The organism is Rhodospirillum sp. A1_3_36 (genome assembly GCF_047263945.1).
GTDB lineage: Bacteria > Pseudomonadota > Alphaproteobacteria > Rhodospirillales > Rhodospirillaceae > Rhodospirillum.
This window is the reverse complement of record NZ_JBLAVB010000010.1, coordinates 1-26,013: the sequence shown is the minus strand read 5'-3', so window position 1 is coordinate 26,013 and position 26,013 is coordinate 1. Positions and strand designations below refer to the sequence as shown.

The window sequence follows — 26,013 nt, the reverse complement described above, 5'->3', positions numbered from 1 at the left end:
GAAAACACCCATCCGAGCCCATTGGGGCGGACGGGGTCACGATGCAGTCTGGAACGACGGGATCGGTCGATGATCGCTCTTCGTCGCCGGAGCACCAGGCATCCCCCCCAGGACGCTGCTGGTACACTCCCACTCCGTGGTCATGGTCCGCCCGGAAGCGAGCCACCTCGCCGACCGAGAGGGCGCTCTCTACGGGGTGAGAACGACGGAAAGGGATCCGGGTCGACGTGATATGGGTGCGCGGAGGCTCAATAGCCCTTCCACGACGCAGCCTTATTTAAGGGATGGTGAGGATTTTGTCAATCGACGGGCGCCCCAGTGGATAAACAAGCGGGCGGGGTCCGTCTTCAAGCCCGATGGACGGATCGAAAGACGGGGATCACGGATGCTGATTTTGGCGGGTCACTCAAGGTCTGTCGAGCGCCCGGAAGACCTGCCGTTCCAATTCTTCCTTGAACGCGGTCATGCTGCGCCGGACCGGGCGGTTGGCGACCTCAATGACGGCAAGATCCTGGAGCAGGGGCTCGGTCAGGGGAAGAATGTGCATATCCCCTGCCATTTGGAGGGCGGTCAACTGATCAACCACCAGGCAAAGCTTGACCCCCCTGGCCAATCCCACGGCGGAGAGAATGCTGAGGCCTCGGATGGACCGTTTGGGGACAATGTTGCGGCGTTCCAATTCTGCGGTGATCCGGCGCCCCATGGGTGCGTGCGCATTATGCAGAACGCAGCCGACGTCGCTTAACCAAGCCAAGTCAAAGGCCGCTTCCCCGACCCGGGGATGATCGGCTGGAACCAAAGCGACCAAGGGCAATTGGGCGATGATGGTTTGACGCAGGTCTGGCCGGTTCTGTATGCCCCCGCCGACGGCAAGGTCGATGGAGCCTTCCCGCAGCGCCGCGAGTTGTCCTTTCTGGCGGCCACTGTCCAGAATGATCTCCAGATCCGGCATGCGTCGATGCAGTGCTCCGATGGCATCGGGCAGAGCCGACATGCACAGCGCGGTGGTGGCCATGATCCGCAGGCTGTCCTGCTGGCCGCGCCTGATCGACTCCACGGAGGCTTCGACCTGACCAAGCCGTTCGAACAGGCCCCCACTCTCGGCGTAGAGGCGTTGGGCTTCCCAGGTGGGCTCCAGACGGCCGGAGACATTGCGAAAGAGCTCAATGCCCAGCTCATCTTCGAAGATGGCAAGGTGACGGCTGACGGTGGGTTGCGACAATCGGACGGTGCGGGCGGCTCCGCTGACGCTCATCGTCTCATAGACGGTCCGGAAGATTTGAAGCCTGTGTAGGTTGATTCCGTCCATGGGAGCGCTCTCCATTGCGTGAAAATTAGGCACCATAAACGCGGTTTTTTTAACGTCTGCTGCGGGAGAAGGCAGGGATTTCCCCTGTCTAATGGGAAATAACGCCGTCTTTTCAAGGAAACCTATAGCTCATACGCATGCAGTTTCGATTATTTTTCGTGTTGTCTATTAAGTGAGATTCTCTTTTTGTAGGGGGAAAGGGAGTCACCAAACCATGTTGCCGTTCCTGTTTCTCGCCATCACACTCCTGTCGGGCGCCGCGATTGCTTACTTTGTGGGCGGAGCGACGATCATCGGCTTTTTGACGCTGGACCATCTGCGCTTTCTCTCGGGTCTGCCCCAGCGCGCGATGAGCCAGCTTGATGTTTTCGCCTTTCTGGCGATGCCCCTGTTCATTCTGACGGGGGAGTTGATGAACCGGGGCGGCGTGACCGACGCCCTGATCCGCTTTTCCCTGTCCATGCTGGGGCGGTTCAAGGGCGGCATGGCCCATGTGAACATCCTGACTTCGGTGTTCTTCGCAGGGATTTCGGGGTCGGCCACGGCGGACGCCGCCGCGCTTGGCAACACGCTGGTTCCGGCGATGGAGCGACAGGGCTACAGCCGCGATTATGCCGCGGCGATCACCGCAGCTTCGGCGATCATCGGGCCGATCATTCCGCCTTCTATCATTCTCATCTTTTATGGGGCCCTGCTGAAAACCTCGGTGGTGGCGCTTTTCGCGGCGGGTGTGGTTCCGGGATTGCTGCTGGCGGGGGTGTTGATGGTCATGAACGCGATCATCGCTCATCGGCAGGGGCATCCCGGCGGTCGCGGGTCCGAAATCCCTCCGTTCTGGGGCTCCCTGTTTGCGGCGCTTCCGGCGTTGTCCCTTCCGGTGATCATCCTGTCGGGCATTCTGTTCGGTTTCATGACCCCGGCTGAGGCTGCGGGGGTCGCTGCCCTGGCCGCTTTGGTCGTGGGCCTGCTCCATCGCCGTCTCACTTGCCGGGATATCATCGAGGCGCTCAACCGGACGGTCGTCCTGTCCGGCGCGGTCTTCATCATTCTCGTTGCAGTGGCGACCTTTGGCTATCTCACCTCCGTCGAGCAAGTGCCGCGCATGCTTGCTGCGCTGATCGACGATGCGGGCCTTTCGGCCACGGGATACATGGTGGTGCTGAACCTGGTTTTCCTGGCGGCGGGCATGGTCATGGATGTGAAGGCGGCGGTGGCCTTGCTCGGGCCGCTGCTGATCCCTCCGGCCATTCTGTTGGGGGTGGACCCGGTGCACATGGGGATCCTGATTGGCTTCAACCTGACCGTCGGCCTGCTGACGCCCCCATTGGGGGGGGTGCTTCTGATCCTCTCTACGGTGGTGGACATCGGGTATTGGCGCCTCGCCCGGGCGGTCCTGCCGTTCCTGTTGGTCGAACTGGTCCTGTTGGGTGTGCTGATTTATGTCCCCGCAATTTCGCTGACCTTACCGCGCTATTTGGGGCTCATGGGCCACTGAGGATCCAGCGACAGAAGACGTTTTAAAAAGGAATGAGATGATGAAGAAAACCCTGCTTGCTGCCGCCATCAGCTTTTGTGCCCTCACCGGCACGGCCCAGGCGATGGATGACGTGATTGTTGCCTTCGCCGGTACCGAGGATCTGCAGAACGACGCCGAATATGTCTTCATCCATGGCTTCGCCGAGAGCCTGGGGACGCATGGAGTGACGGTTTCCGTCTATCCGTCCAATACGATGGGCAAGGAAAGTGACCGCTTCGACGCGACCTCCCAGGGTCTGATTGCGGTCAATATCGCCAATGGTGGATCTCTGATGAAGGCGTCGAAATTCGCCTCCGTCCTGTTCCTGCCCTTCCTGACCACCAATGACCAAGCCTTCGACCGCATGGTCGAGCAGTCCGGTGCCCTGGACCGCATCAACGCCGAAGCCCAGCGTTTGGGCCTGCGTGTCGCGGGATTCGCCATGCGCGGGGGCACTCTTGGGTTGTTCAACCTGGAAAAGCCGGTGACGACGCTGGAGGATGTCAAGGACATGCGTCTGCGGGCCCAGAATGGCGACCAACTGACGATGTTCAGCGCCTGGGGGGCCAAGCCCACGGTGGTGAGCTGGGCGGAGACGCCGAATGCGCTGCAGACCGGGGTGGCCGTGGGCCATTTCAACCCGCCGTCGACCGTGGTCGCCGCCGGTCAGGTGGAGCTGCTCAAGTACTTCACGCCGCTGGATGCCGGTCCCGTGCCGAAGGTCATCATGATGTCCCAGGATTGGTACGACGCCCTGAGCGACGAGGAACAGGGATGGGTGGACGAGGCCGTGGCCGCCGGGATCGCGGAGAACCGGGATTGGGCGGTAAAGCAGGCCCCCTATTTCGAACAGGTGATCCAGGATGGGGGCATTGAAATTACGCCGCTGAAAGAGGGCGAGCGGGACAAGTTCCTGACCACGACCCGGAATATCTGGAACCAGATTGTGTCCCAGGAAGACGTGGATTTCATCTCCCAATTTATCGACTGATCCACAGGCTTTTTAACGCTCCACAACATAAGGCTGTCCGATGATTTCAATCGTGAAGGCGCTCGTTTGGCTGAGCGACGGCTTGGACAAGGTTCTGCGTTTTGTGGCTCGGATCTGCCTCGTGGCAATGGTGGGCTTCATTCTACTTCAGGTGGTGGCGCGGTACGGCTTTTCCGCGCCACCGGCCTGGACGGAGGAAGCCGCGCGCTATTCCATGGTCTGGGTGGGCCTGCTGGGCGCCGCCATTTCCTTCAAGGCGGGCTTCGACCCGAGCCTTGTAGCCTTGCCCCCCAGGCTTCCCCGTCCCATTCGTGTTGTTGCTGCCCTTTTCCGGGGGGCGGCTGTGGTCGTCTTCCTGGGGCCGATCCTGTTCTTCTGCTTCGTCGGCCCGGGGCTGAACCCGGAGCGGTCTTTTCTGGCGCGGAATATCCAGACCATGGCGGAAAGCTTCGACATGCCGATGATTTTTGTCGCGGTGTCCGTACCGATCTTCATTTGCGCCATTTTCCTGCACGGTCTCGCGCGGTGCGCGCGGGATCTGTTTTCCGACAGCCTGTCGCAGTCCAATCAAGGAACCCTGGTTCATGCATCCGACGACCCCTGATGCCCTCCGCGCTGACTCGGCCTTTCTCGATCGCCTCACCGAAATCCGGCGTGATATCCACCGCCATCCCGAGACCGCGTTCGAGGAGCGTCGAACCTCCGACATTGTCGCGGGGATTCTCGAGGACCTGGGCATGGAGATCCACCGGGGTCTCGGCAAGACCGGCGTGGTCGGGACTCTGAAAGGCAAGCGGGGCGGCGATCGCGTGATCGGTCTGCGCGCCGACATGGATGCCCTGTTCATTGAGGAACAGACCGGTCTGCCCTATGCCTCACAGATCAATGGCAAGATGCACGCCTGTGGCCACGACGGCCATACCACCATGCTGCTCGGCGCTGCAGTGAAGCTGGCGGCCGATCCCGATTTCGCTGGAACCCTCCACTTCATTTTCCAACCGGCGGAGGAAGGCCTCGGCGGGGCGCGGGTGATGATCGAGGAGGGGCTGTTCGACCTGTTTCCCTGTGACGCGGTCTATGGATTGCATAATGGACCTAAGGAGCCCTTGGGTCGGGTACAGACCCGCAGTGGCCCCTATATGGCCGCAGGAGACACCTGGGAGGTGATCTTCGAGGGAACCGGTGGTCATGGTGCGGTGCCGCATACGGCGACCGATCCGACAATCCCGGCGGGGCAGTTCGTTGCCTCCATCGCCCAGATCATTTCACGCCTTGTGTCGTCGAATGACGCCGCCGTGGTCTCTGTCGGTCATATGAATGCGGGCGACTACAACAGCCCGAACATCATCCCCTCCAAGGTGGTGATTCGCGGGACCGCCCGCAGTTACCGTCCGGAGGTCCGCGATCTCCTGGAGCGCTCCCTCGCCCGGTTCGCCGAGAGCTGCGCCGCACCCCATGATGTCACGGCCCGGTTGATCTACACCCGCCGCTACCCCCCGTTGATCAATACCGCTGATCAGGTTGCTGTGGCCGTTGCGGCGGCGGAAGCGACCGTTGGCGACGGGATGGTCGACGGCAACGCGCCCCTGGCCGGAGGAAGCGAGGACTTTTCCTTCATGCTGGAGCGGGTCCCCGGCGCCTATGTGATGATCGGCAACGGCGACAGCGGCAATGCCGCCTTCGTGCATACGCCGAAATACGACTTCAACGATGAGTTGATTCCCATCGGCGTGGCCTATTGGCTCAATGTCGTCCGGGAGGAACTCGGTGGAGAGGCATAAGGGATCGCCTCACGGGACACGACAGCGTCTCGCCTTTTTTGGGCGATTGCCCAAGCCCATTTGGGGGCAAATGCCCCCAAACCCCCCTTTTTTTTGGCCCGTGACGGGAAAACTCTCCCTGTCGTGTACCGTGGGGGCGCCCTTTCGCAGAACGGGCTTTGAGGATGATCTTTGCCCGTTATTTGGGTTTGCGTGCCACCAGTCGGGTGGTGGCCGATTGGCCCTGGTGGCCGGGGCCTTCGTCCAGGACCCCGTCCCAGGCGGCCAGCTCTTCGATGGTCAGCTCCTCGAAGTCCGTTCGTAGGGTATCAGGCGTGTACAGCAGGGAGGGATTCCGGGGGCCGCCAGCCCCATTCTTGATCTGCTCGGGCCTGAACGCTTCCATCAATAGGATCCCCCCGGGGCGCAGGGCGCCAGCCATGGCCACATGGATGGCCGGGCGCACCGTGGGGGGGAAGTGGAGGAAAATCGCCACTACCGCGTCATAGGCCTCCCGGGGCCAGTGCCAGGTGACCAGATCGGCGCAATGGGTCATCAGCTTGGTGTTGCGGTCCATGGCCAGCTTCATGGACTTGCGCAGGGCGACGGGGGAGCTGTCGACGCTCATCACCTCCATGCCCTGCTGGGCAAGCCAGACGCCGTTGCGGCCCTCGCCATCGCCGACGCAGAGCACGCGCATCCCCGTCTTCAGACGGTAGCGCTGGGACACCAACCAGGAATTGGGCTCCACACCATAGAGGTAGCCGGGGCGGGAGAACTTGTCGTCCCAGAAATCGGAAGGGGAAGAGGGTGAGGGCATGGCAAAAAGCTCCTATTCCTTGTCGGATACGCCGGCTTCGGCGAAGGTCGCCATCCCCTTATGGCATTGACAGGCGGCTTGGAGAAGTGGAACAGCCAGCGCCGCGCCGCTTCCTTCCCCCAGAGCCAGACCGAGGTTGAGCAGGGGGTCCATCCCCAGGGCCTGGGCCAGCCGCCGATGACCGGGTTCCCGGGAGACATGGGCCAGCAGGCAATGGTCCAGGGCATCGGGGGCGACGGCTTTCAGGCAGGCGGCCGCCGCACAAACAATGAAGCCGTCCAGCACGACCGGCACGCGGGACAAGCGGGCTGCGGTGATGGCCCCGGCGATGGCGGCCAATTCCCGGCCCCCCAGGCGGCGTAGCAGGTCCAGGCCGTCGGTGGCCTCCTCGACATGTTTGGCCACACCGTCGCGGACCACGCCAATCTTGGTTTCCAGGGCCGACCCCGTCACACCCGTTCCCGGACCGGTCCAATCTTCCGCCGCTCCCCCGAACAGGGCCAGAGCCAGGGCTGCGGCGCTGGTGGTATTGGCGATACCCATTTCCCCCAGGCAGAGGCAATCCGCCCCGGTCAAGTCCAGGGTCAGGCCAGCATTGAAGGCAGTGAGGACCTCGTTCTCGTCCATGGCGGGACCATCGGTGAAGGGGTGGGTGGGGCGGTCGAGCTCCAGGGCGGTGATGCCGAGTTCGATACCGAAAGCCCGGCACATCTGGTTGATGGCCGCGCCGCCCTGTTCGTAGTTCAGCACCATCTGCGCGGTGACGTCCGCGGGGAAGGCCGAGACGCCGAGGGCGGCAACCCCATGGTTTCCGGCGAAGACATGGGCCCGGGGGTTCTGCATCTCCGGAGGGTGCTGCCCCTGCCATCCGGCGACCCAGGCGGCCAGATCCTCCAACCGTCCCAGGGAGCCGGGAGGTTTGGTGAGTTGGGGCTCGCGGGCCTGGGCCAGCCCCATGGCGCCGGTGTCTGGGCCGGGCAGGGCGGTCAGCAGCGCACGGGCGATTGCAAAAGAAGGGGCGGGGGCAATAGTCTCGGACATGGCGGACTTTCCCAAGGCATCGGAGGGAAGGGACTGGTCAGCTCGGCAGGGATCGCCTATGTGAGGGGCGGGGTCGCCGTTTGACGACCTCTGGCTTAATCTATTCCTGCGGTGAATGCACCCCTTGACCGACCCTTCTTCCGATAAGCTCTCCCTTCTTGGGCGCCGCCTGGGCGAACTCACCGGCGTGGTGTGCTTTTTGACCCGTTTGCCCCTGCCCCTGAAGACGGCTCCCCCGCCCCTGACCCAGTCGGTCTGGGCCTTCCCCCTGGTGGGAGGGGGGGTCGGCCTGGCGGGCGCCATCGTCGCCTTGTTGGCTTCGGGCGCCCATTTGCCTCCCCTGGTTGCCGCGTTCCTCGCTTTGGCAGCCATGGCCCTGCTGACCGGCGCCCTGCACGAGGATGCCTTGGCCGACATGGCCGATGGACTGGGCGGCGGACGGACCCGGGAGCGGGCGCTGGAGATCATGCGGGACAGCCGGGTGGGCGCCTTCGGTGTGGTGGCCCTGATCCTGGTCCTCGGGCTGCGCGCGGCCCTGATTGCTGCCCTGGTCGCCGGTCCCTGGCTAGTGCCGGTCCTGGTGGCCTCTGCGGCGATCGGGCGCGGAGGCGCGGCCTTGATCCTGGCGCTGCTCGACCCGGCGCGGTCCGATGGTCTGGGGGCGGGTGCGGGCCGTCCTCGCTCTGGCCCCATGGCCTCCTGCCTGATCCTGACCGGCGCCTTGGCCGTGGTTTGTTTTGGGGGAGAGCGGGCTGCGGCGGGGGCTTTGCTTGGCGGGCTGTCGGCCACCCTGTGGGTCGCTTGGCGGTCCTGGGTGCGCCTGGGGGGACAAACCGGGGATATCGCCGGGGCTGCGGCCCTGCTTGCTGAAACCGGCGCCCTGCTGGGGGCTTTGGTTGTGTTGGGAGACCTTGTGCCATGAATGGCGATTGTTCAGGGGAAAGCGCTGGGCCCGTGACCCGGTGGTGGTGGCTGCGTCATGCTCCCGTGCCCGATCCCCAGGGGCGCATCCATGGGCGCCTGGACCTGCCCTGCGACACGGGGGATGAGGAGGAAATCGCCGCCCTGGCCGGGCGTCTGCCTGCGGGGGCGGCCCTGGTGCTTACTCCCCTGTCCCGCACCCACCAAACGGCCCATGCCCTGGAGATGGCCGGAGCCCGCCTGGCTCCCTTCGAGGAAGAAGAGGCCTTTCTGGAGCAGGATTTTGGCCGGTGGCAGGGCAAAACCTGGGGCGATCTGGCCAGCCAGGATCCGCCGGACCCGGCCCTTGAATCCTTTTGGCGGGATCCAGGGTTGGGAACACCTCCGGGCGGAGAAAATTTTGCCCGGGTGATGGACCGGGTCGCTCAGGCGGTGCTTCAGTGGAGCGACCATCTGGGGGACCGGGATGTGGTGGTGGTGGCCCATGCGGGCGCCATCCGGGCTGCGGTGGCCCAGGCCCTGGAGCTCTCCCCGGCCGCCGCTTTGCGGCTGTCCGTGGCCCCCCTCTCCCTGACCCGGATTGATCGTTTCGCCGGGCCAGAGGGCGGTTGGGCCTTGCGTTCTCTCAACGAAACCTATTGGTAGGACCGGGCCCGATCCATGAGCGTGCACCCATGAGTCTTTTTCCCTTCGACCCCGATAGGGCCCCCCCGGGTCCCCGGATTTCCCTGGTCTTGGGGGGCGCCCGGTCGGGGAAGAGCGCCTTGGCCGAGCGGCTGGTTGCGGCCCGGGGGCCCGAGCGGCTGTATTTGGCCACAGCCCAGGCCTTCGACGACGAGATGGCCGCGCGCATCGCCGCCCACCGGGACCGCCGGGACGCGGGTTGGGAGACGGTGGAGGCCCCCATGAATCTGCCTGCCGCCCTGATGGGGCGGGCGATGGATCCCGCCAGGCCGGTGCTGGTGGATTGCCTGACCCTTTGGCTGTCCAACCTGATGCTCGCCGACCGGCCCGAGGGTCCGGCCATCGCCGCCCTGGAGGCCGCCCTGACCAACAGCCGGGCTCCGGTGGTCCTGGTCTCCAATGAGGTGGGCCTGTCGATCGTGCCCGACACGCCCCTGGGCCGCCGGTTTCGCGACGCCCAGGGCCTTTTGAATCAACGGGTGGCCGCGCTCGCGGGCCGGGTGATCCTCTGCGTCGCCGGGCTGCCCACCCTCCTGAAAGACCTTCCGGAAGAGGATCCGTCATGACCACATCCCCCAGTCGCCTTGATCACCCCGGTTCCGCCGCGCGGAGCGCCCCAACCCGTATTCCGGCGACAGTGATTACCGGATTTCTGGGGGCGGGCAAGACGACCCTGATCCGCCACCTGATGGAAAACGCCGGGGGCCGCCGGATCGCCTTGATCATCAACGAGTTTGGCGATGTGGGGATGGATCGGGAGATTTTGGCAGCCTGTGGCGTGGAAGGCTGCGCCGAGGACGATATCGTGGAGCTGGCCAACGGTTGCATCTGCTGCACCGTCGCCGATGAGTTCCTGCCCACCATGGAAGCCCTGCTGGCCCGGGAGACTCCGCCGGACCATATCATCATTGAGACCTCTGGCTTGGCCCTGCCCAAGCCCCTGGTGAAGGCCTTTGAGTGGCCTGCGATCCGGGCGCGTGTGACCGTGGACGGGGTGGTGGCCGTGGTCGACGGTCGGGCGGTGCTCGACGGATTCTTTGCCGGTGACGTGGCGGGCTTGGCCGCCCAGAAGGCGGCGGATCCAAGCCTCGACCATGACAACCCTCTGGAAGAGGTTTTCGAGGATCAAGTCCTTTGCGCCGACATGGTGGTGCTGAACAAGGCTGACCTGCTGGCCCCGGGCGAGTTGGAGACTCTGATCAAAACCCTCGAGGCCGAGGCCCGTCCGGGCACGCGCATGGTGCCCGTGGAGCACGGTCGGGTGGACCCCGCCGTGGCGCTCGGTTTGGTCGCCGGGGTGGAGGACGATCTGGCCGCCCGCCCCAGCCATCACGATACGGAGGAAGACCACGACCACGATGACTTCGACAGTTTCGTGATTGACATTGCCCCCGTGGCCGATCCGGTGGCCTATGCCAAGGCTCTGACCGCCGTGGTCGAGGCCCATAACATCCTGCGGGTGAAGGGCTACCTGGACGTTCCGGGCAAGCCCATGCGGCATTTGCTACAGGGCGTAGGGCCGCGCATGGCGGGGTATTTCGACCGTCCCTGGAAGACCGAAGAGACTCGCCAGGGCCGACTGGTGGTCATTGGCTTGCATGGCCTGGATGAAAGCGCCATCCGGGAGGCCATCGGTCAGTTGGCCGTTTCCCTCTCATTCCATAAGTTATAGCAAGGTTCGGAAAAGTTCTTTTGTCGTTATTCCCGTGTACGCGGGAATGACGCTTTTGAAGAATTTTCGGACTTTTTCCGCTGCCGCATCCTGTTCGAGTATTCCGCCTGATTTGTGAATCCGTGGGGTGCTTTCCGGTCACGGGGCTTTGCCCCGTCCCCCACTGGGGCCGAAAGGCCCCAGACCCCAGGCGGTCATTTGTAAAAGAAAAAAATGGGGGTTTGGGGGCATTGGCCCCCAAATGGGCTTGGGCTATCGCCCAAAAGAGACGAGACACTGTCGTGTACTCTGTTGTGAATCAGACAAGATGCTCTAAAGTTTTGTCTTGTCGCATTTTTATGAGAAAAATGCTTTATATTACTCGCGAGTTCAACGAGCTGACGTAGACTCAGGCCGGGCCGGTCTTCTTTCTCAACTGTACCACCACGGTCAGGCCGCCGCCCTCGGTGTCGGTCAGGGTGATGGTGCCGCCATGGGCCTCGATCACCGCTCCCACCATGGTGAGCCCCAGGCCGTTGCCAGGGGTGGTGCGGGATTGGTCCAGGCGCGTGAAGCGCTCAAAGACCCGATCCCGATCCGACTTGGGGATTCCTGGCCCCCGGTCGCTCAGGGTGACGACCGGGGTGTTGTTTTCCACGCTCAATCGCAGGGTGATGCTCCCCTGCGGTGGGGAAAATTTGACGGCGTTGTCCAACAGGTTGGCAAAGGCCTGGAACAGCAGGTCCCGGTCTCCGTCCACGGTAACGGCGGTGGATAGCTCGGTGTCCAGCTGCGCTCCGGCATCTTCGGCGACGGCATCATAGAGGTCGACCACATCGGCCAGAAGTTCGGTCAGGTCGACCGGGGCAAAGGCCATGCGGCGCCCGCCGGTCTCCACCTGGGCGATGCGCAACAGGGCGCTGAAGGTGGACAGCAGCCCGTCCACTTCCTTCAGGGCCTGGGTGATACCCTCCCGATCTGTCTCTTCGGCACAGTCCGATTGCAGGCTTTCCAGGCGGTTACGCAGTCGGGCAAGCGGGGTCCTCAGGTCGTGGGCAATGGTGTCCGAGACGTGGCGGACCCCTTCCATCAGCGATTCGATGCGGGCCAGCATGGCGTTCAGATTGGCGGCGAGCTGGTCAAAGTCGTCTCCGTCCAAGCCTTTGCCTTGGGGGACGCGACGGGACAGATCCCCGGCCATGATCTCGCGGCTGGCTTGAGTCACGCCTTCCAGCCTGTGGCCGAAGCGTCGGCTCATCACCCAACCTCCCAACAGAGCCAGAAGGGCGGTGACAAACAGGCCCAGGCGCATGGCGAAGGCCATGCGGTCCAGGAGTCCCTCCACGAGGCTCATGTCCCGCCCGACCAGCAGGTGAGCGCCACTCGGCAGGGAAAGGGTGACCAGCCGCACCTCTCCGGATTCCCAGGGGGGCGGGCGCCTATGGGGTGGCATTGGGGGCGGGGGGGGGAAGGGGGGCATTGCGGCCCCCATGGGATCAGACCACCCCGGACCGGCGCCATGGGGGCCTCTGGGGGGGCCGCGGGGAGGAAGGGTGTCGGTGACTTCGGTTAAGGAGAGGGCGTCGCGGGCCACGACGGAGCGACCCTGGAAGGGGACCCCTTCGGGCCAGCGGGTCAAGTTTCCGGCAATGGGCGTCCCATCGGCCTTGGTGAGCAGGAAGACCGCCTGGTTTTCCCCGGCCATCTGGGCCTGACGCACCAATTGGCGGGCCAACCCCCGGAGGCCCCGATCTTGGGCGGCACTCCGCAGCAGGGCAATATCCTCGCGGATGTTCCGGTCCACCTGCTCGCGCAGGGCATGGGCGGTCAGAAAGTAGACGCCGCCAATCAGCAGGGCCGAAGCCCCGCCGAAGAGCAGCAGGAAGGTCAGAGCCATGCGCGCCGCCACCCCCCGGGGCAACAGGCGGAAACGGCGGGTGGGGGCCGGGCCAGTGGGGGGCGAATCAATGGAGGGCGGATTAGTGGGGGTCGACGAGGACATAGCCTGCTCCCCGCACGGTTTCCAGGAAGGAGGTTGGGAACCCTTCGTCCATCTTGCGGCGCAGGCGGCTGATATGGACATCAACCACGTTGGTTTGGGGATCGAAATGATAATCCCAGACATTCTCCAGAAGCATAGTGCGGGTGACCACCTGTCCGGCATGGCGCAGCAGATATTCGAGCAAGCGGAATTCACGGGGTTGCAGGTCGATGGTCTGGCCTGCTCGGGTCACTTTGCGGGACAGCAGGTCCATTTCCACGTCGGCGCAGCGCAATTTGGTTTGTTCGCCCCCGTCCGATCCGGTCCGGCGGGTCAGGGCATCGATGCGGGCCAGAAGTTCGGCAAAGGCGAAGGGTTTGACCAGATAGTCGTCGCCCCCAGCCCGCAGGCCCTTCACCCGGTCGTCCACTTCGCCCAATGCCGACAGGAACAACACTGGCGTGGTGTTGTCCGAGGCCCGTAGGGTGCGGACAATGGTCAGGCCATCCACATGGGGCAGCATGCGATCGACGACAAGCAGGTCGTAGGATTCCGAAGCGGCTTGGTACAGTCCATCTCGACCATCGGCGACGGTGTCCACCACATGTCCGGCCTCTTTGAGGCCCTTGGCTAAATGGGCGGAAACGTCTTTGTCGTCCTCGATGACCAGGATGCGCATAGCGAAGCCTTTCTGAATAGTCCAATCGGCGCCCCCGCCGTGAAAGCGGGGGCGCCGTGGGGGATATTCTAGTCTATTGGTTCGTTACGGCGCCACAGGGACCCATTCCCATTCCCTGGCCCATACCTTGCCCCGGGCCCATGCCGCGTCCTTGGCCCATTCCCGGGCCTGGACCCATACCGGGGGTCTGGCGGCTCCCGCGCATCGGCATGTCCTGGATTCGCAGGACCTCGCCGTCATCGGGATCGATGAAGACCATGGAGGGCATGCCGGTGCCGTCGGCGGGCTGGACAAGGGTCATCCAGGCGGTGTCATTTCCCCGTTGGATGCCTCGCACCATGATGGCTGTTCCGCCGTCGGTTGCAGCGACAGCCTTGGCGACGGCATCACTGGGCGAGACCTTCGCTGTACTCATGTCGGCGGGGACACCACGGCCACCCGGACCCATGCCCCGTCCTGGTCCCATTCCTCGGGCCATGCCCCCTTGTCCCATGGCCCCGTGTCCTAAGGCCATGATGCCGCTGGCCGACCCGGCGACGACGCTTTCCGCCGTGGCACCATCGACGGTCACCATGGTGCGAGTGTCACCATCCACCAGGGCCACCATAAAAGTGGGGTGGACCTCTGGGGTGGCGAAGGCGTTGCGCGTCCCCTGGGCCATGGTCGGGGAGAAGGGCACAAGGCGAGCCATGGCGACCGTGCCGGACACATTTTCCTGGGCTTTCGCGATGGCCTTGTCCAGGGTCACGGTGGTGGTTTTCAGTGCCTCCTGGGTGAGGGCGGCCCTGCTTCCCATTGGGCCTCCCATTGGGCCTCCCATGGGACCGAAGCCCTGTTGGTTACATCCGCCACCACCAAAGGCAAAAGCGAGGGCAGGTGCGGAAACGGCAGTGGCAACCAGGGCGGAGAGAATAATCAGGCGGCGTGTCATGGTATGGTCCTCTTCATGTCGAATGTTATTGGACGGTCAGAGGAAAAAAGGAGGCAGGTTTGCCTGTTCCACTTACCGCTCAACCCTTTGGCGTCAGATCAAAGGGGCCGGGCGAAACGAGGGTCCCGTTTGATCTGATGCCGATGAGAGGATCATGGCACTTGGCCCCTGTCGGGCAGGTGGAGGTGGAATTAACTCTTCGTAATGTCCTTGGCGAAGCGGGCGAGGATGCGCGCCAGGGCGTCCCGAAGCCCTTGGGTGGCGGTGGGGACGGTTCGGTCTGCGACGGGAATGACCTCCGTATAGGTGGCAAGAACTTTGACGTCGTCGGTTTGGGGATCCAACAGGGTGAGCTCCAGGGACAGGGCGACAGCGGGGCCGCTTTCCCCTTCCGGAGGGAGCACATGTTCCATACGCAAAACCCGACCCAGGATGAGTAAGTCCGCCCTGGCGCGCAGGGCTGGGGTGACCACCTCGGCGAAGGCGCCAGAGGCTCGCAGGTAATTCACCATCTGATCCCGAAGCAGAATCGCCGGAGTCTCTTCCCAGAAATGATAAGAGTACTGCTCCAGGACCTGGCCATCGGTCCGGGTGGTGAAGGCGATGGCCCGATCCCCCAGGGTCCCTTTGGCATCGAAACGGCCGACTTCGACCGTGCGCGGATCGGTGACTGGGGCGGGAACGATCTCCGACTGGGGGATATCCAGGCGATAGAAAACGTCGGTTGGGGGGGCGTTCTCCACGGCGCAGGCCCCCAGCAGAAGGCCTGCACCGAGAAGCGGTGCGGCGAGCATGGCGAGGCGGCGACGGAGGGACATGGTCTGCTTCCTTTAAGGGGAGATCGTTGGAGACAAGAGTATCTTCGAGGCCTAGTTGGGTCGCTTCACGACCGTGTCGTATATTTTTTGGGCGATTGCCCAAGCCCATTTGGAGGCCAATGCCTCCAAACCCCCATTTTTTTTTAGCCTGGGCTCTGGGGCCTTTCGGCCAGTAACGGCTTGGGGTCTGGGGCCTCTCGGCCAGTAACAGCTTGGGGTCTGGGGCCTCTCGGCCCCAGTGGGGGACGGGGCAAAGCCCCGTGACGGGAAAACATCCCCTGTCGTGTAGCGTGATTTACGACCAAACTTAGCCTCCAAGATACTCTAAAACTTAATAGAATGAGAGTGAAATGGTTAGAGCATCGAGCGGTCGGGCATCGATCAGGGGGATTTTTCTTCCGGGGCTCCGCTTCTCAGCAGAGATCCCGGGTTTTGGCGGATGGTCCGGCTGAATTCCTTCAGATCCCGGGTCGCTCCTTCCAGATTGAAGGTGATGGTGTCGATGCTCGTGGACAAGGTGCGCAATGTGTGGCGCATGTCCCGCAAGGAGGCGTCCACCTGGGGGCCGCCCCGGTCGACGATGCCGTCAATGGTCCGCAGGATGTTGTTCAACCCCTGACCGCCGCCCTTGAGTTGGGCGCCCAGGGCGGCCAGATCGTTGGTGAAGGCGTTCAGGTCGTCAATGGAGGCGTTGAGCTGCTCCACGTTATTGGCCGACAGGACCTCTTCGTTCAGGCGGTGGGTGAATTCGTCGACCTGATCCAACAGGTTGGGCAAGCGCGCGGCCATGGCGCTTGAGACCGTGTGGGCATCCATCAGGATGCGGGGGACGGTGTCCGTGACACTCGCCCCCAGGATAGTCATGTAGGTGTTGAGTTTGGTCAAAAGGGGCTGCAGGCCGTCCTTAGATAATGTTCTGAATTCACTGGAAATATCGCTCAAAGCGGCGAACATGCCACCACCGGTGGCGCCGGGAATCTCGGAGCCCGGGGCGATCAGATCCTTGCTCTTGCCCCCTTTGATGTCGATGGTTACCGCAGCCAATAGGCCCGAGGCGGCGATCGTCGCCTTGCTGCCCTCGGGAATCCGCCAGCCTTCCCGAATGGAAAGGTTCAGTCGGAAGGTGGTTCCTTCAGGCGTTTGGCTGGGCAGGATCTCTTCCACCTGGCCCACGCGATAGCCTTCGTAAAGCACCTGGGTGCCGTACTTGACACCACCCACGTTGGAGTAGGTGGTGTAATAGCTGTCGGTGGATCCGGAGCGTCCGCTGACCAGGGACGCGGCGATAATCACGCCGACGATCATGGCGAGGACAAAGAGCCCGACGATTAAGTAGTTGGCACGGCTGGCGTTCATTCTGGGTCCCCGGTTAACCGGCTGAATTTGGCGGTACTCATGGGCCGCCCTCCGTCAAGCGGCGCAGGTAGTCTTCCGGATCCAGTTCGGTGCGCTCGATCCGGCGATTGAGCAGGTCCTGGATGCGGTCGTTGTCGCTGTGGCGGATGTTGTCGACCGTATCAATGGCCAGGATCGTCCCCTGGTCGAGGACGCAAATCCGGTCGGCAATCTTGAAGGCGCTTTCCAACTCGTGGGTCACCACGACCACGGACATGCCCATGGCATCGCGTAGACGCAGGATTAATTCGTCAATAGCGGCGGCCACCACCGGGTCAAGACCGGCGGAGGGCTCGTCGCAGAAGAGGATTTTCGGGTCCATGATAATGGCCCGGGCAAAGGCAGCGCGCTTGATCATGCCGCCGGACAGTTCCGCAGGCATCAGATCTTCGAAACCTGCCAGGTCGACCACCTCCAGTTTCAGGCGGGCCATGATCTCCATGGTGCTTTCCGCCAGATTTGTATGTTCACGCAAGGGAAGCAAGATGTTGTCCCCTACGGACATGGAGGAGAACAGTGCCCCCCCCTGGAAGGCCACGCCGATTTTTTGGCGCAGGCGGGACAGATCGCCTTTGGAGATGGCGTTGATGTCCTGGCCCAGGACATGGATGGATCCGCTGGTGGGTTGCAACAGCCCCAGCAGATGATTGAGCAGGGTGGTCTTGCCCGATCCGGACCCGCCCATGATCACCAGGATCTCTCCTGTACGCACCTCCAGGGAGATATCCTTGAGGATTTTTCGCTCGCCGAAGTGGGTCACCAGATCGGTGACGGAAATGGCAACCTCCTGCCCAGGGCGAGCAGGAGGGACCTGGAAGGGGGAGATGTCAAAGTCGACGTCACTGGGGCGCGTGGTCATGGGCCGGTTACCGGGTCAGGATGAAGGCGAAGATCATGTCGGTGACAATGATCGCACTGATGGCCTGGACCACGGAGCGGGTGGTCAACCGTCCCACTCCTTCGGCTCCGCCGGTGACAGACGCGCCATTGACCACGCCAACGAGAACGATTTCCAGGGCGAAAAGGCAGCTTTTGCCCAGGCCATGGGCCAAGTCGTTCACCCGGAGGATGTTGAAGGACTCGTCGAAGAAGGCGGGCAGGGACATGCCCAGGTCGATCTGGACATAAAACCCGGCGCCCAGCATGGCAACCGCCATGGCCATGAAGGTCATCAGGGGAACCATGACCATGCTGGCGACCAGGGCCGGGGCGACCAGAAAGCGGGTGGGGTCAATCCCCATGACGGTTAGGGCGTCGATTTCCTGATTGATCTTCATGGTTCCCAATCGCGCGGCCAGGGAGGACCCGGACCGTCCTGCCACCAGGATTCCGGTGATCAGCGGTGCGAATTCCCGCACAACGGTGAAGGCCACACCGAAGACCACCTGCTGTTCGGCGCCGAAGGTGCGCAGGGTGTAAATGCCCTGGATGGCCAGCATCATGCCGATGGTGCCGTTCATCACAATAATGATGGGCAGGGCGGTGATCCCGATGTCCATGGCTTGGCGGATAATGGCCGACAGGCGCACCGGTTGCCGACGGAACCGTCCGACGGCAATCCAAAGCAGGCTTTCCAGGAACAGCATGGCCGCGTGGCCCAGTTCCTGAATGCCACTGGTTGTGGCTTGTCCAATGCGTTCGATCCGTTGAATTACCGGGGTCATGGAACCGCCGTTTCATAATGGGGCCCAGGCCTGGGGGGCGGGATGAAAAAGGAAGAGTGCGCTCTAAAGTCTATATTATAAAAGGGCAGATGAAACAGAGTGATTCCATCCGATTCATCTGTCCTCCAGGGCGGCGTCCACGCTGTTGGTAATGGTGAAAACTTTGTCGAGGCGCCCCAGTTGGATCACCCGCATGGCGCCGGGAGAAACCTGGGCGAGGGTGAACCCGACCTTTTTTTCCTTGGCCAGTTTCAGGGCCTCCAACAGGCTGGTGATGCCCGAGCTGTCGATATAATCCACGGCCCCCAGGTCCACGACCAGGGCGGTATTGGCCTTTAAGGACTCGATCAAAGCCGCTCGTAGTGTGGGGGAGGTCTGCAAATCCACTTCACCGGCCACCGCGACAATGGTCGCCTTGCCCTGCTCCCTGATATCAACCTTCATTCCATTGCGTCCTTACTCGAAGTCCCCATTCGGCCAGATGCTCCGTCTTTGGATCCCTCACACTCCGGTTCGTGGGCCGCCTTCCGTTCGTCGGTGTCGGTCTTGTCCGGCCCATCCCCAGGTAGGCATTCCAGGGACTTGACCATGCGGAACAGGTTTCCCCCCCCTACTGGAGGGTCAAGGAACCCGCATAGGTCCGTGACCTCTCGAATGAAATGTGTGCCCAGGCCGCCGGGGCGGATATCGTTCAGATCCCTCGGCTTTACTGTAGCCGGGTCGACGCATGGCGCGAAGTCCCGAAGCAGTATTTCCAGATTCTTTCCCATGATCCGAGCCTCTACCACCATGTCTCCGGTGAATTTGTCTCCATAGGCGTGGCGCACCACATTTTGGCAGGCTTCGTCGATGGCAATCAACATGTCCCGGGTCCAGTTCGGCGAACAGCCGAGCGCTGAGAGGGCATCCCTGGTGCTGGCCCGAATCAAGCGGAGACGGTCGGCCTGGGCGGGGACTCTTAAGGAAAACAGAAGGTTTGATGGAGATTTCATCACGCAGTGCTCCCCTTCGTCCGGAGGTCATCGGGGCCGCGAACGATCAGCAGGGTGATGTCGTCGCGTTGCTTGATGTCTTCCGCCAAAAGGGTCTCGGCAATCTTGGCCAGTTGCTGGCTGGGGGGGAGGGCGCGCCCGGCCCGCAGCATGTCCTTGATCCGTTCGACTCCGACCATGGTTCCATCCTTGGTCTTGGCCTCTGTGACGCCGTCGGTGAAAATGTATAGGTCTTTTCCCGCAAGCGACAGATCCGATTCGGGAAATCCGCCGGGACCGGCGATATCGGGGAAAATACCAAGGGGCGGCACTTCTGCGGGAATGGCCTCGAACCGATCAGCGGATCTGTGGAAGACTTGTACGGGTTCATGCCCCGCGTTGGACAGCAAAACCCGTGAGCCATCCTCCACAATCATGCCAGAGACCATGGTGACGAACATCCCCCGCGAGGCTGTTTCACACAGCTCGGCGTTCAAGGTGTCCATCAGCGCCCCAGGCGAGGGCATGCTCTTGGCCAGACAGCGGAACAGGCTGGCGGTCTTGGCCATCATCAGGGCGGCGTTCATGCCCTTGCCCGAGACATCGCCGACACAGAACCAACGCCGTCCCTTGGGGTCCAGCAGGATGTCGAAGAAATCACCCGATACGTCATGGGCCGCGATGTTGATCCCGTGGACGGGGGCATCGTCGGGATCGGGCACGGGCAACAGGCCGCGCTGGATCTCTGCGGCCAGTTCCAACTCGCGTACCAGTCGTTCCCGCTCTAAAAGCTGCTCGGTCAGCCGGGCGTTCAGCAGAGCCAATGCGGCGGATCTGGCCAGGGTCGCCAGGACGCGCATGTCCTCCATATTGAACAGCCCGTCGCCATCCTGCTTGTTGATGATTTCAACCACACCCAAGTGGTGTTCGCGGACCGTTAAGGGAGCGCAGAGAATAGACCGTGTGGTGAAGCCCGTTTTTTCATCCACTTGCCCGCCGAAGTCCGGGTCATCGGAGACATCCCGCACCAATTGCGAGCGGTTCTCCATCACCGTCCGCCCGACGATCCCATGGTCTGGGGGAAGGCGCAATCCGGTGATATCCACAGGCCCATGGCATGCCCGGCAGACCAGATCCTTGTCTCCGTTTTCCAGAAGGAACAGGCTCGCTGCTTCGGCGTGGAGAAGCTCTGCCACCTGACGCAGACCATGGTGCATGGTCTGTTCTGCGTCCTGGGATGTGGTGAACTCGCGGGTCATGTCCGCGATCAGGTCAAGTGGATCCTTGGGGCGCTCGGGGGAGACGGACAAGGGCGGGTTCCGCTGGAAAGAGACCGTCCGGGATGGGGCGGAAACCGGGAATGGAGAGTCCCAGGAAAGACGTGCGACACCATACTCGGGGATAGCCTGTCCGGACTGTGCAGCCTATCCCATTCCTGGCCAATTCTGCCACTTTCGATGCGCCCTCGCAATGGCCCTGCATGGTTCGTTCCTATATCGGAATGAAATAAGGGGGCGAATTGCGATCGTTGTTTTTCCATTTCCTTATCGGAATGGTGTGCGAAATTGGCCGTCAAACGGCAGAGGAAGACAAGCTTTTCAGGGCGGCCAGAGCCCTCACTCGGGCCTGACCATGGTCAACGATAGGCTGGGGGTAGGTCTCTCCCAGGCGCACTTTTGCCGAGGTCAGCTCAAGGGGGCTGGCAGTCCAAGGCGCGTGCAGGGCATGGTCCGGCAGGGCGGCCAGCTCCGGCAGCCAGCGGCGCAGGTACAGGCCTTTGGGGTCGAACTTCTGACTTTGGGTCACGGGGTTAAAGATCCGGAAGAAGGGGGCAGCGTCGGCACCGCATCCGGCCACCCATTGCCATCCGGCGGCATTGTTGGCCGGGCAGGCGTCAACCAGGGTGTCCCAGAACCACCTTTCCCCCTCTTGCCAGGGAACCAGCAGGTCCTTGATCAAAAAGGAGGCGGCGATCATCCGCACCCGGTTGTGCATCCATCCCGTCTGCCAGAGTTCCCTCAGACCGGCGTCGACGATGGGGTAGCCGGTGCGTCCCCTTGTCCAGGCTGCCAGGGCTGTCGCGGCGTCTTCCTTTTCTGCCCAAGGGAAGCGGGTGTATTCGCTTCGAAGGGGACGATCGGCCATGTCTGGATTGCGGTGGAGCAGGTGGTGACAGAAGTCCCGCCAACCCACTTCCCGCAGGAAGGCCGCAGCCCCCGGGCGTTGAACTCTCCGGCAAGCGGTCAGGACCTGATTGGGGGAGATCTCGCCAAACCGCAAGTGGGGAGACAGGCGGGAGGTCAGGGCTTGGCCCGGCAAATCCCGTCCTTCGCCGTAGCGGATCACGGGGCCCTTCAGGAACGCCTCCAGTCGTTCCCTTGCGCCACCCTCGCCTGGGGTCCAGTGACCCCGCAGTCCCCCTGCCCAATCGGGGTGGACGGGGAGGAGGTCCCAATCTTCCAAGGTGTCGCCCTCGGGCAGGGGGGCTGGGGCCTCCAGACGCTCCGGGGCCGACAGGGGGGCGGCTGGGGCGAGGTCTCCGGTCAAGGTGGCGGAGAGAGCCTTCCAAAACGGTGTGAAGACCTTGAAGGGAGTCCCGCCTTTGGTAGAGAGCGCGTCCGGATGGTGTAACAGGGTGCCATTGAACAGACGAACGGCGATCCCATCGGCGCGCAGGCTCTCGAACAGGGTGGCATCTGCGGAACCCGGGGCGCCGAAGCGCTGGTTGGCGAGAACGGAGCGGGCGCCGCTGTGGGCCAGGAGTTCGGGAAGGATCCGGCTTGGATTCCCTCTGCGAAGCAGCAGCCGTCCTCCCCTGTTCGCGATATCCCGGGCGAGGCTGTCCAGGGATCCATGCAGCCACCAGCGGGAGGCGCTACCCAAAGGGCGGTGGTCTTCGGATCCCTCTTCCAGAATAAACAGGGCCAGGATAGGGGCCCCACTTTGGGCAGCCGCCGCGACGGCGGGATTGTCGGACAAGCGCAGGTCCTGGCGGAACCAGAGGAGGACAGGAGAGGAAGACATGGCGATGACAATCCAAGGATCAATGGCGAACGCAGCTGATACGGGGAGCGCGGAGCCGCCGGATCACCGAATCATCACCGTTTGGCCGGAATGACGGTCATGCTTTCGACGATCGCCCTGGCCGCAGGTAGACCGTCGTCGAACAGGTCGTCGGGGGCGGAGTAGATGGCCACATGCACCACGGGAATATCGGCGCGTCCGATGGCCACAATCCATTGCCGGATTGGCCCTTCTTTGCCCTGGAAGCGCGATACCGCCTGGGTTCCATCCACACCGGGACCCGAATTGACGTAGTGGAAGGGAGCCTCCCGCAGGATTTCCTGGTTCTGACCCTTGGTTTGGATATAGGCCACGTAGTCGGAAATTACCCGCTCTGCGCCCTGGCTGGGCAGGGAGGGAGTGGGATTCTGTTGATTGGTGATCTGCACCGTGGTGAGCCATTGGGGCGTGGCTTTGGGGCCTTGGAGCAGCAGGCTATGACCATCCCGGGGCTCCTGGGACCAGGTCTCCGGCATGCGGTAGCGGAGTCCCATGCCCTTGGGCTCCATGGTCTTCAATGTGCCAGGGGTGGTGGAAAGGGCCGACTGGGTTGCCCCATCGCCGGTCGCCGCGAGGGCGAAAGGAGCGAGAGCCGAGGGGGCCAGAGTCACAAGGGCGACGACAGCCGCGGCCAGGGGGAGGGGGATGGTCGAGCGATACAATGTCATTGGGTGCTATCCTGGGGGGCATTATCCTGGGGGGCGATGAGCTTCGCGCGGAGTCCGGTCAGGGTTTCAGCCAGTGCGGCGTGATCCAGGCGCTCGGCCTGTCCTTGGCCCCAGACAGGACCGGGCCAGGCAGCGTCGCCGGGCTTGCGGGCAATCACATGAATATGGAGCTGGGAGACGATATTGCCGATGGCGGCGATGTTGATTTTTGCCGCGCCGGTTTCCGTCTTCAGGATGGCGCCGGCCCGGTTGGCCTCTTGCCAAAGCTGGGTCTGATCCACCTCATCCAGGTCGAAGGGCTCAACGGCACTGGCGCGCCGGGGCACCAGGATCAGCCAGGGGTAGCGGGCGTCGTCCATCAAGCGGACCTGACAGAGGGGCCATTGCGTCACGGCATGGCTGTCGGCTTCCAGGCGGGGATCCAGTTCGAACATGGGTCTCATCCTTTGGGGTTGGGAGAGAGGGAAAAAAGGATTCAACGGATTGGATCCAAGTGGGTTGCCCGGATCCCGGGAGAGCAGATAGGGTGCCCCGCCCTTCCGGATTGTGGTTGGGGGCGATTGACGCCGAAACGTAACGGAAAGGGTTTGTCATGGCGAGTGGATCGCGGTCGGAGTCCCCCTTCGTCTCTCCTTATGTGCTCCTGGTTCTGCCGCCTCTGTTTTGGGCGACCAATGCGATTGTCGGTCGCTGGGCGCCGGATCTGGGGATTCAGCCCATTCAGTTGGCTTTTTGGCGTTGGATTCTGGCCTTCCTGATCCTGCTGCCCCTGTCCGCGCGCTCCTTGATCGATGATTGGGATCTGATCCGTCGCCGGTGGTTCCTGATCCTCGTCCTCGGGATTCTCAGCGCCGGAGCCTATAACACCCTTATGTACATGGCCCTGGCCAAGTCGACGGCCATCAATGTCACCCTTCTTGGGGCCAGTCTGCCCATCGTCATGGCGGTGATCGCCCGATTCTGGCTGGGCGAACGGTTGAAGCCGCGCCAAGTGGGGGGCATTCTGTTGTCCGCCCTGGGGGTGGTCCTGGTGGTTTCCCGGGGGGAGCTGGAAGTACTGATTGGCTTTCAGTTGCATGATGGGGACCTGTTGATGTTTGCAGCGACCCTGTGTTGGGCCGTCTATTCCGTTCTCCTTCGGCGTCATCCAACGGGGTTGAAGCCTTTTTCCATGCTGGCCGCTCAGGTCGGTGCGGGGTTGATGGTTCTCACTCCCATTTTCCTGTTGAACCTGTCCGGCGGCGGCTCCTTCCCCGTTACGCCGGTGACCTTGGGGGTTTTGGCCTATACGGCGATCTGCCCGGCGATTCTGGCCTTCTATTTTTGGAACCGGGGGGTTGCCGCCGTCGGACCGAGCATCGCGGGCGTTTATGTCAATCTCGTGCCCATTCTAACCGCCTTCATGGCCGTGGGCCTGCTGGGCGAAGATTTCGCCTGGTATCATTTCCTGGGCTTGATCCTGATCATGGGGGGGATTTTCATCGTCACCGGTCTGCCCATCGGGCGTCTTTTCGCTCGAAAACGGGTTGCGTAAAGGTTTCCTTTAGACCAGCGGAGATATCGTACTCGCTTCATCCCGGTCTGGCTCAGTGCACCTCAAACGGGGGCCCTCCAGTCCATGCGAGAGGGGTGACGGCAGGAAAGCTGCGAGGGGGAAGGATGAAATCATGACCTTGAAGGGGACAGAGGCCCTGGAGGCGGCGGAAAAGGGGGCTCCCCTGATCGTCTGGCGTGACGAGTGGGATCTGGGGATCCCAAGCATGGATCGCGACCATCGGATCCTGGTGTCCCTCATCAACCAGATCCCCACGGCTTTGGGGGACGCGGAAGAGCGGGTGATCCTGTCCAGTGTTCTCAATGGCTTGTGGGATTATACGGATTTTCACTTCGCCCGGGAGCAAGCGGTTCTGGCTGCCGCAGGCTATGCCCATGGCGAGGAACACGGTGTTCGACACGAGGACCTGAAGGCCAAGGTTCGAGCCTATGTGGAGGCCTATGCGACGGATCCCGCCGGGGTGAACCTAGCCGAACTGCTGGATTTTATGGAACATTGGCTGATCGACCATATCCTGGTCGAGGATATGCGCTATGTGCACGCGGTTCGCAGCTGCCCAGGCGCAGAGGCTGCGGCAGAGCGTGTACAGCTCGTCGATGACAGCGATGTCGCGGGTCTCTTTGCCCTGTTGGAGGCCTGATCAAGGTTTATAATCAGGGTTCATATTCGGGGGAGGCGGTGATTTCGGTTCCCGGAACCGCAGACATATCGTGGATCAATGCGGCCGCAGCGATGATCTTGTCGACGAAGCCGTTCTTCTTATAGCATGGGCCAGTCGGGAACACGCCGGACGGGAAGCCGCTCCCACGGCAGGCATCATTGATAGCCAGAGCGTGAAAAGCGCGGAAAAAGGGGGCGCTACATTGATGAGAACAGCTACGATGCGGGCAAGAAAATCAAGGGAAAGAAGCGGCATATTCTCGTCGATACCCAAGGTTTCCTGATGCATGCGCTCCTCCATGCCGCCAATATCCAGGACCGAGACGGCGGCCTGCTTGTCATGGCTTCCCTTTTCGGTCTGTATCCCTTCCTCCTCAAGCTTTAGGCCGACGGCGGGTATCAAGGACCACAATTTCAGGCTGGATTGAAACAGGTCTTGGCCCAGGTCAATGTCGAAATCGTCAAGCGCTCGGATAAAGCAGAGGGTTTCGAGGTTTCACCGAGGCGTTGGGTCGTCGAACGGACATTTGCTTGGTTAGGGAGGTGCCGACGTCTCGCCAAGGACTGGGAATGCTACAACAGGAAGGGGCTCGCCTTCCTCAAACTGGCATCCATACGCATGATGCTCAGAAGGCTCTGTAAAAAATAAAAATGTCTTCGGACAGACTCTAAGGCGATTTGGTCATCAGTTACCCAAAGGGTGATGAGCTCGAGAAAAATTTGATAAGCTATTATCTCTTAGAAAGTAATGGTGGTGATTTATTGAACATCTCTATTCGCTTATCGCATTGATATTGGCTATCATGCCGCCGATGGCTGCACGCAGACAGTATCGCGGTGTTGGATTGGAGTGCAGGGCGATGAGATGGAACCACTTGAGAGTGGCTCCAGAGCAATCGGCCGCCAATAGCACCGGCAGAGATAGCGCTGGAGGT

The 26,013-nt window shown here is 62.4% G+C and carries 26 protein-coding genes and 1 pseudogene; 11 read left to right on the top strand and 16 right to left on the bottom strand.

Translation table 11 applies throughout. The features are described from left to right. Positions 1 to 406: 406 nt before the first annotated feature. Complete coding sequence (locus tag ACLIRY_RS18470) at positions 407 to 1,309, bottom strand: LysR substrate-binding domain-containing protein (protein ID WP_413206898.1); 903 nt, start codon at positions 1,307 to 1,309, stop codon at positions 407 to 409. A 214-nt stretch (positions 1,310 to 1,523) separates the two neighbouring features. Between ACLIRY_RS18470 and ACLIRY_RS18465 the strand changes: the two genes are divergently transcribed. From ACLIRY_RS18465 to ACLIRY_RS18450, 4 genes are read left to right on the top strand one after another with little or no spacing between them, the layout of a single operon-like run. Beyond that, positions 1,524 to 2,804, top strand: coding sequence for a TRAP transporter large permease (locus ACLIRY_RS18465; protein WP_413206897.1), 1,281 nt, complete (start codon positions 1,524 to 1,526; stop codon positions 2,802 to 2,804). Positions 2,805 to 2,841: 37 nt separating this feature from the next. Continuing rightward, the gene (locus tag ACLIRY_RS18460; RefSeq protein ID WP_413206896.1) at positions 2,842 to 3,816 is read left to right on the top strand and encodes a TRAP transporter substrate-binding protein; all 975 of its coding nucleotides are present in this window, start codon (positions 2,842 to 2,844) and stop codon (positions 3,814 to 3,816) included. Between the two features lie 52 nt (positions 3,817 to 3,868). Further along, positions 3,869 to 4,420 carry a TRAP transporter small permease gene (locus tag ACLIRY_RS18455; RefSeq protein WP_413206895.1) on the top strand — a complete coding sequence of 184 codons (552 nt, stop codon included), beginning with the start codon at positions 3,869 to 3,871 and terminating at the stop codon, positions 4,418 to 4,420. Then, on the top strand, positions 4,401 to 5,597 hold the full coding sequence (locus ACLIRY_RS18450; protein ID WP_413206894.1) for a M20 aminoacylase family protein: 1,197 nt from the start codon (positions 4,401 to 4,403) through the stop codon (positions 5,595 to 5,597). Before ACLIRY_RS18455 ends, ACLIRY_RS18450 begins: the two co-directional genes overlap by 20 nt. A gap of 178 nt (positions 5,598 to 5,775) precedes the next feature. On the opposite strand, the gene ACLIRY_RS18445 is transcribed toward ACLIRY_RS18450, so the two are convergent. Then, complete coding sequence (locus tag ACLIRY_RS18445) at positions 5,776 to 6,396, bottom strand: class I SAM-dependent methyltransferase (protein WP_413206893.1); 621 nt, start codon at positions 6,394 to 6,396, stop codon at positions 5,776 to 5,778. Between the two features lie 12 nt (positions 6,397 to 6,408). Next, the gene (gene cobT / locus ACLIRY_RS18440; RefSeq protein WP_413206892.1) at positions 6,409 to 7,437 is read right to left on the bottom strand and encodes a nicotinate-nucleotide--dimethylbenzimidazole phosphoribosyltransferase; all 1,029 of its coding nucleotides are present in this window, start codon (positions 7,435 to 7,437) and stop codon (positions 6,409 to 6,411) included. 124 nt (positions 7,438 to 7,561) lie between these two features. Between cobT and ACLIRY_RS18435 the strand changes: the two genes are divergently transcribed. Genes ACLIRY_RS18435 through cobW form a run of 4 tightly spaced genes read left to right on the top strand, consistent with a single transcriptional unit; the run spans position 7,562 to position 10,714 of the window. Further along, positions 7,562 to 8,359 (top strand): adenosylcobinamide-GDP ribazoletransferase, encoded by a 798-nt coding sequence (locus ACLIRY_RS18435; protein ID WP_413206891.1) that lies wholly within the window; start codon positions 7,562 to 7,564, stop codon positions 8,357 to 8,359. Further along, positions 8,356 to 9,003 carry a histidine phosphatase family protein gene (locus ACLIRY_RS18430; protein ID WP_413206890.1) on the top strand — a complete coding sequence of 216 codons (648 nt, stop codon included), beginning with the start codon at positions 8,356 to 8,358 and terminating at the stop codon, positions 9,001 to 9,003. Before ACLIRY_RS18435 ends, ACLIRY_RS18430 begins: the two co-directional genes overlap by 4 nt. A gap of 29 nt (positions 9,004 to 9,032) precedes the next feature. Continuing rightward, positions 9,033 to 9,608 (top strand): bifunctional adenosylcobinamide kinase/adenosylcobinamide-phosphate guanylyltransferase, encoded by a 576-nt coding sequence (gene cobU, locus ACLIRY_RS18425; RefSeq protein ID WP_413206889.1) that lies wholly within the window; start codon positions 9,033 to 9,035, stop codon positions 9,606 to 9,608. Further along, entirely contained in the window at positions 9,605 to 10,714 is a 1,110-nt protein-coding gene (gene cobW / locus ACLIRY_RS18420) for a cobalamin biosynthesis protein CobW (protein ID WP_413206888.1), read from the top strand. Before cobU ends, cobW begins: the two co-directional genes overlap by 4 nt. Positions 10,715 to 11,102: 388 nt before the next feature. Here cobW and ACLIRY_RS18415 read toward each other — a convergent pair whose 3' ends face one another. From ACLIRY_RS18415 to ACLIRY_RS18355, 13 genes are all read right to left on the bottom strand, one after another. Beyond that, the gene (locus ACLIRY_RS18415; protein WP_413206887.1) at positions 11,103 to 12,695 is read right to left on the bottom strand and encodes an ATP-binding protein; all 1,593 of its coding nucleotides are present in this window, start codon (positions 12,693 to 12,695) and stop codon (positions 11,103 to 11,105) included. After that, positions 12,673 to 13,353: a response regulator transcription factor gene (locus ACLIRY_RS18410; RefSeq protein WP_413206886.1), complete on the bottom strand. Its 681-nt coding sequence runs from the start codon at positions 13,351 to 13,353 to the stop codon at positions 12,673 to 12,675. The genes ACLIRY_RS18415 and ACLIRY_RS18410 overlap by 23 nt, the downstream gene beginning before the upstream one ends. A 73-nt stretch (positions 13,354 to 13,426) precedes the next feature. Continuing rightward, complete coding sequence (locus ACLIRY_RS18405) at positions 13,427 to 14,284, bottom strand: peptidase (RefSeq protein ID WP_413206885.1); 858 nt, start codon at positions 14,282 to 14,284, stop codon at positions 13,427 to 13,429. A 191-nt stretch (positions 14,285 to 14,475) separates the two neighbouring features. Further along, on the bottom strand, positions 14,476 to 15,102 hold the full coding sequence (locus ACLIRY_RS18400; RefSeq protein ID WP_413206884.1) for an ABC-type transport auxiliary lipoprotein family protein: 627 nt from the start codon (positions 15,100 to 15,102) through the stop codon (positions 14,476 to 14,478). Positions 15,103 to 15,483: 381 nt separating this feature from the next. Further along, positions 15,484 to 16,458 carry an MlaD family protein gene (locus ACLIRY_RS18395; protein WP_413206883.1) on the bottom strand — a complete coding sequence of 325 codons (975 nt, stop codon included), beginning with the start codon at positions 16,456 to 16,458 and terminating at the stop codon, positions 15,484 to 15,486. Between the two features lie 37 nt (positions 16,459 to 16,495). Continuing rightward, complete coding sequence (locus ACLIRY_RS18390; protein ID WP_413206882.1) at positions 16,496 to 17,356, bottom strand: ABC transporter ATP-binding protein; 861 nt, start codon at positions 17,354 to 17,356, stop codon at positions 16,496 to 16,498. A 7-nt stretch (positions 17,357 to 17,363) separates the two neighbouring features. Continuing rightward, positions 17,364 to 18,161, bottom strand: a complete 798-nt coding sequence (locus ACLIRY_RS18385) for an MlaE family ABC transporter permease (protein WP_413206881.1) — start codon at positions 18,159 to 18,161, stop codon at positions 17,364 to 17,366. Positions 18,162 to 18,275: 114 nt separating this feature from the next. Continuing rightward, positions 18,276 to 18,605, bottom strand: a complete 330-nt coding sequence (locus ACLIRY_RS18380; protein WP_413206880.1) for an STAS domain-containing protein — start codon at positions 18,603 to 18,605, stop codon at positions 18,276 to 18,278. Beyond that, positions 18,602 to 19,153, bottom strand: coding sequence for an ATP-binding protein (locus tag ACLIRY_RS18375; RefSeq protein ID WP_413206879.1), 552 nt, complete (start codon positions 19,151 to 19,153; stop codon positions 18,602 to 18,604). The genes ACLIRY_RS18380 and ACLIRY_RS18375 overlap by 4 nt, the downstream gene beginning before the upstream one ends. Then, on the bottom strand, positions 19,153 to 20,442 hold the full coding sequence (locus ACLIRY_RS18370) for a PP2C family protein-serine/threonine phosphatase (protein ID WP_413206878.1): 1,290 nt from the start codon (positions 20,440 to 20,442) through the stop codon (positions 19,153 to 19,155). The genes ACLIRY_RS18375 and ACLIRY_RS18370 overlap by 1 nt, the downstream gene beginning before the upstream one ends. A 262-nt stretch (positions 20,443 to 20,704) precedes the next feature. After that, positions 20,705 to 22,156 carry a cryptochrome/photolyase family protein gene (locus ACLIRY_RS18365; RefSeq protein WP_413206877.1) on the bottom strand — a complete coding sequence of 484 codons (1,452 nt, stop codon included), beginning with the start codon at positions 22,154 to 22,156 and terminating at the stop codon, positions 20,705 to 20,707. A gap of 74 nt (positions 22,157 to 22,230) precedes the next feature. Next, entirely contained in the window at positions 22,231 to 22,863 is a 633-nt protein-coding gene (locus ACLIRY_RS18360) for a hypothetical protein (RefSeq protein WP_413206876.1), read from the bottom strand. Beyond that, on the bottom strand, positions 22,860 to 23,297 hold the full coding sequence (locus ACLIRY_RS18355) for an HIT domain-containing protein (protein ID WP_413206875.1): 438 nt from the start codon (positions 23,295 to 23,297) through the stop codon (positions 22,860 to 22,862). Before ACLIRY_RS18355 ends, ACLIRY_RS18360 begins: the two co-directional genes overlap by 4 nt. Before the next feature lie 158 nt (positions 23,298 to 23,455). Here ACLIRY_RS18355 and ACLIRY_RS18350 point away from each other — a divergent pair, with 158 nt between their 5' ends. The 3 genes and pseudogenes from ACLIRY_RS18350 to ACLIRY_RS18340 form a co-directional block, all read left to right on the top strand. After that, positions 23,456 to 24,397 (top strand): DMT family transporter, encoded by a 942-nt coding sequence (locus ACLIRY_RS18350; RefSeq protein WP_413206874.1) that lies wholly within the window; start codon positions 23,456 to 23,458, stop codon positions 24,395 to 24,397. Between the two features lie 133 nt (positions 24,398 to 24,530). Further along, the gene (locus tag ACLIRY_RS18345; protein ID WP_413206873.1) at positions 24,531 to 25,058 is read left to right on the top strand and encodes a bacteriohemerythrin; all 528 of its coding nucleotides are present in this window, start codon (positions 24,531 to 24,533) and stop codon (positions 25,056 to 25,058) included. A 136-nt stretch (positions 25,059 to 25,194) separates the two neighbouring features. Next, positions 25,195 to 25,727: pseudogene (locus tag ACLIRY_RS18340) on the top strand (IS5 family transposase); the annotation flags it as partial. Positions 25,728 to 26,013 lie beyond the last annotated feature (286 nt).

Coding starts and splice junctions, on each gene's coding strand:
- ACLIRY_RS18470 (WP_413206898.1), bottom strand. CDS start 1,309: ATGGACGGAATCAACCTACACAGGCTTCAAATCTTCCGGACCGTCTAT.
- ACLIRY_RS18465 (WP_413206897.1), top strand. CDS start 1,524: ATGTTGCCGTTCCTGTTTCTCGCCATCACACTCCTGTCGGGCGCCGCG.
- ACLIRY_RS18460 (WP_413206896.1), top strand. CDS start 2,842: ATGATGAAGAAAACCCTGCTTGCTGCCGCCATCAGCTTTTGTGCCCTC.
- ACLIRY_RS18450 (WP_413206894.1), top strand. CDS start 4,401: ATGCATCCGACGACCCCTGATGCCCTCCGCGCTGACTCGGCCTTTCTC.
- ACLIRY_RS18445 (WP_413206893.1), bottom strand. CDS start 6,396: ATGCCCTCACCCTCTTCCCCTTCCGATTTCTGGGACGACAAGTTCTCC.
- cobT (WP_413206892.1), bottom strand. CDS start 7,437: ATGTCCGAGACTATTGCCCCCGCCCCTTCTTTTGCAATCGCCCGTGCG.
- ACLIRY_RS18430 (WP_413206890.1), top strand. CDS start 8,356: ATGAATGGCGATTGTTCAGGGGAAAGCGCTGGGCCCGTGACCCGGTGG.
- cobU (WP_413206889.1), top strand. CDS start 9,033: ATGAGTCTTTTTCCCTTCGACCCCGATAGGGCCCCCCCGGGTCCCCGG.
- cobW (WP_413206888.1), top strand. CDS start 9,605: ATGACCACATCCCCCAGTCGCCTTGATCACCCCGGTTCCGCCGCGCGG.
- ACLIRY_RS18415 (WP_413206887.1), bottom strand. CDS start 12,695: ATGTCCTCGTCGACCCCCACTAATCCGCCCTCCATTGATTCGCCCCCC.
- ACLIRY_RS18410 (WP_413206886.1), bottom strand. CDS start 13,353: ATGCGCATCCTGGTCATCGAGGACGACAAAGACGTTTCCGCCCATTTA.
- ACLIRY_RS18405 (WP_413206885.1), bottom strand. CDS start 14,284: ATGACACGCCGCCTGATTATTCTCTCCGCCCTGGTTGCCACTGCCGTT.
- ACLIRY_RS18400 (WP_413206884.1), bottom strand. CDS start 15,102: ATGTCCCTCCGTCGCCGCCTCGCCATGCTCGCCGCACCGCTTCTCGGT.
- ACLIRY_RS18395 (WP_413206883.1), bottom strand. CDS start 16,458: ATGAACGCCAGCCGTGCCAACTACTTAATCGTCGGGCTCTTTGTCCTC.
- ACLIRY_RS18390 (WP_413206882.1), bottom strand. CDS start 17,356: ATGACCACGCGCCCCAGTGACGTCGACTTTGACATCTCCCCCTTCCAG.
- ACLIRY_RS18385 (WP_413206881.1), bottom strand. CDS start 18,161: ATGACCCCGGTAATTCAACGGATCGAACGCATTGGACAAGCCACAACC.
- ACLIRY_RS18380 (WP_413206880.1), bottom strand. CDS start 18,605: ATGAAGGTTGATATCAGGGAGCAGGGCAAGGCGACCATTGTCGCGGTG.
- ACLIRY_RS18375 (WP_413206879.1), bottom strand. CDS start 19,153: ATGAAATCTCCATCAAACCTTCTGTTTTCCTTAAGAGTCCCCGCCCAG.
- ACLIRY_RS18365 (WP_413206877.1), bottom strand. CDS start 22,156: ATGTCTTCCTCTCCTGTCCTCCTCTGGTTCCGCCAGGACCTGCGCTTG.
- ACLIRY_RS18360 (WP_413206876.1), bottom strand. CDS start 22,863: ATGACATTGTATCGCTCGACCATCCCCCTCCCCCTGGCCGCGGCTGTC.
- ACLIRY_RS18355 (WP_413206875.1), bottom strand. CDS start 23,297: ATGTTCGAACTGGATCCCCGCCTGGAAGCCGACAGCCATGCCGTGACG.
- ACLIRY_RS18350 (WP_413206874.1), top strand. CDS start 23,456: ATGGCGAGTGGATCGCGGTCGGAGTCCCCCTTCGTCTCTCCTTATGTG.
- ACLIRY_RS18345 (WP_413206873.1), top strand. CDS start 24,531: ATGACCTTGAAGGGGACAGAGGCCCTGGAGGCGGCGGAAAAGGGGGCT.